The sequence below is a fragment of the Actinomycetota bacterium genome (assembly GCA_035540895.1).
Classification (GTDB): Bacteria; Actinomycetota; JAICYB01; order JAICYB01; family JAICYB01; genus DATLFR01.
Genome location: DATLFR010000068.1, coordinates 1 through 3283, shown reverse-complemented (window position 1 = coordinate 3283; position 3283 = coordinate 1). Strand labels below are relative to the sequence as shown.

The window sequence follows — 3283 nt, the reverse complement described above, 5'->3', positions numbered from 1 at the left end:
CGCCGGGGGACAGGTCCGACGGGGGACCCGACCCTTCCCAGTGGGCGAGCTGGCCCGGGAGCGAGGCGACCGCCCCCAGCGCGTCCGAAGGGTCGCCGGCCTTCAGGACCCGCGCGTCGTCGAGGCTCAGTCGCTCCACGGACGGGCTTCGTCTATCAGCATCACCGGGATCCCGTCGCGCACCGGGTAGGCGAGCCGGCAGTCGGGGGCCGTGCAGACGAGGAACTCCTCACCGTCCTTCGTCTCCTCCGTCACCGGGTGCTTGCACTTCGGGCAGGCCAGGATCTCGAGGAGCTCTCTGTCGATCGGCATCTTCTCCCTCGCTATCGGATGATCGAGAGGACGCGGTCCCGCACCTCGGCCATCAACCCTTCGGACGTGGCCTCCACGTTCAGGCGGAGCAAGGGCTCGGTGTTGGACGGACGGACGTTGAACCACCAGTCGGCGTCGGACACGGTCAGGCCGTCCAGCCGGTCCTGGGCCGCCTCCGCGAACCCGGCCGAGACGGCTTCGAGCGCCGCCGTCTGGTCGGTCACCACCGAGTTGATCTCGCCCGAGTTCGAGTAACGGTCCAACGGCGCGAGCAGCTCTCCCAGCGTCCGGCCCGAGCGGGAGATCGTGTCCAGCACGTACAGCGACGCGAGCAGCCCGGAGTCCGCCCGGTAGTTGTCCCGGAAGTAGTAGTGCCCGGAGTGCTCGCCGCCGAACACCGCCTCGTGCTCGGCCATGAGCTGCTTGATGAACGAGTGGCCGACCTTCGACCGGACCCCGCGGCCCCCGAGCTCCTCGATCACCTCGGGCACGACGCGGGAGCAGATCGCGTTGTAGATCACGGTCTCCCCAGGGTGGTCGGTCAGGATCGCCTGCGTGACGAGCGCGGTGGTCAGGCTGCCGGAGACCGGACGCGCGTGCTCGTCGAGGAGGAAGACCCGGTCGGCGTCGCCGTCGAACGCCAGGCCGACGTCGGCTCCCCTGCTCCTGACCAACCCCTGCAGGTCGCGGAGGTTCTCGGGCTGGATCGGGTCGGCCGGGTGGTTCGGGAAGGTTCCGTCCAGCTCGAAGTACAGGGGGACGACCTCGATGGGCAGCCGCCCGAGCACCGCCGGGACCACCTTGCCGCCCATGCCGTTCGCGGCGTCGACCGCCACGACGAGCGGCTTCATCTCGTCCAGCGCTATGCGCGACAACAGGTGATCGGCGAACTCGTCGAGGAGGTCCCGCTGCGAGACCGAGCCCCGCCTCGGCGCCTCGGGGGGCAGGTCGGTCGCCAGGGCCTTGATCTCGAGCAGCCCGGTGTCGATCCCGATGGGCGCCGCTCCCGGCCCGCACATCTTTATCCCGTTGTAGACGGCGGGGTTGTGCGACGCGGTGAACATCGCCCCGGGGCGCCCCAGGTGTCCGGAGGCGTAGTACACGAGATCGGTCGAGCACAGGCCGAGGTCCACCGCATCGCTGCCCGCCGCGGTGACCCCCTCGATGAAGGCGGCCGCGAGCTCGGGCGAGGACTCGCGCATGTCGCGCCCCACGAGCACCTCGGGGCTCGCGGTGAAGACGGCGAAGGCCCGACCGATGCGCCGGGCCGCATCGGCGTCGATCTGCTCCGGGTAGAGCCCCCGGATGTCGTACGCCTTGAAGATGGGGTCCAGGTCCATGCGGTGCATCCTGCCACACGCCGTGCGCGTGTCGCCGCGGCTCAGAAGACCCAGGGGAGCCACGCCTTGACCGCGTCCACCGCCGCGTTCGGGAGCGTGATGCCGGTGAGCACCGGGAGCAGGAGGAGGAAGGAGAGCAGCGCGCCGCCGACGGCCAGGATCGTCTCCGTCCGCCTGGGTCGCCCGGCCGGACCGTCGGTCAGCCACCACCCGAGCGCGAGCGCCAGGAACGGGATCACCGGCAGGTAGTGGTAGAGGAAGACGACCCGGTCGACACCCACCCACGGCAGGTACTGCACGAGCGCGGCCCCCACCACCACCGCCGCCCCGACCGCTCGACGGCGGAAGGCCGACCCGGCTAGGGCGATCAGCGCGAGCAACCCCCCGATGAAGACGACCGGGTTCGCCGCCGTCCACATCTCGGCGCGGCGTCCCCCGCCCTCGTCTCCCAGGAACAGGTAGACCGCCCGGTGGCCGAACGGCCAGCCGTACCAAGGGGAGCCGAAGGGGTGGGACTCGGTGAGCCGCGAGTGGTAGCCGAACATGTCCCGCTGCAGCTGCAGGAGGCCGGGCAGCGTGCGTCCCATCCGCAGCTCCGGGATGTACGAGGCGAGGTAGATCCCGGCCGGGACGAGGAGCAGCGCCACCCCGAGGACGGCCAGGGAGACGGGGAGCGGTCCGGCCAGGGACCAGACCCCCTCCCGGCGCCGGCTGGCCAGGTCCCATATGAGCAGCAGCCCGATGCCGCCGAGCGCGAACATGGCCGGCCACTTCGAGGCGACCGCGGCTCCCATGAGGACGCCTGCGCCGGCGAGCCAGGCCAGGGCGGCGGGTCTGGACCGCTCTTCGTCCGACCCCCACCTGTAGAGCATCCCGAGGACGCAGAACCACGCCCCGAGGATGCCCGCGGTCACGTAGCTGTCGTTCATGGCCAGACGCGACATCGTGAAGGCGAGCCCGCACACGGTCAGGAAGACGGCCGCCAGCAGCCCGGCCCGGACGGAGCCGAACAAGCGCACGGCCAGCAGGAAGACGAGCGCCACCATGAGGGACCCCGTGACCGCGCTCCCGAACCTCCACGCGAACTCGGGCGACGCCGTGGCGCACACGATGCCCGTCCCGGGCACGACCGCCGCGACCGACCGCTGTCCGGGGACGGGCGCTAGCGCGGTGGGGAACCCGGGGAGCTCGACCCCGCCCAGCACGGCCAGTCCGCGCGGCTCGATCAGGTTCAACCGCACGCCGTCCGCCGCCCACGGGAGCCCGGCGCGGTCGACCACGGCGAACATGTCGGCTCCGCGGTCGAGGTCGGCCCGGTCGGCGAGGCGGGCCGTCTGCGGGTTCACCGACTGGATCCGCGTACCCGCCTCGTCGGCGACGAGCACTCGGTCCCCGCGCTCGGCGGCGATCACCTCGCCGGGGTCGATGGACAGCTCGGCCGTCCTCTGGCGGACCCCCTCCGGGGCGAACGACTGCAGCTCCCCACGCTCGGGGAACGAGACCCACACCTCGTCGGGGCCGGCCGCTACCGAATGGGCGCCGAAGTCGAGGGGCTGGACCTCGCCGTCGCGGTCCACGTGCAGCAGGTCACGCTCGTTGGTGACCACGAAGGCCGCGTTGCGGACGTAGGC

3 protein-coding genes are annotated in these 3283 nt (G+C 71.7%); all 3 read right to left on the bottom strand.

Annotated elements, in window-relative coordinates; all coding sequences use genetic code 11:
• Nucleotides 1–126: 126 nt before the first annotated feature.
• On the bottom strand, nucleotides 127–312 hold the full coding sequence (locus tag VM840_03955) for a Trm112 family protein (protein ID HVL80729.1): 186 nt from the start codon (nucleotides 310–312) through the stop codon (nucleotides 127–129).
• Nucleotides 313–323: 11 nt separating this feature from the next.
• Nucleotides 324–1652 (bottom strand): phosphomannomutase/phosphoglucomutase, encoded by a 1329-nt coding sequence (gene manB, locus VM840_03950; GenBank protein HVL80728.1) that lies wholly within the window; start codon nucleotides 1650–1652, stop codon nucleotides 324–326.
• A gap of 41 nt (nucleotides 1653–1693) precedes the next feature.
• Nucleotides 1694–3283, bottom strand: a 1590-nt coding sequence (locus VM840_03945; GenBank protein ID HVL80727.1) for a phospholipid carrier-dependent glycosyltransferase, incomplete at its 5' end; no start/stop codon positions are given.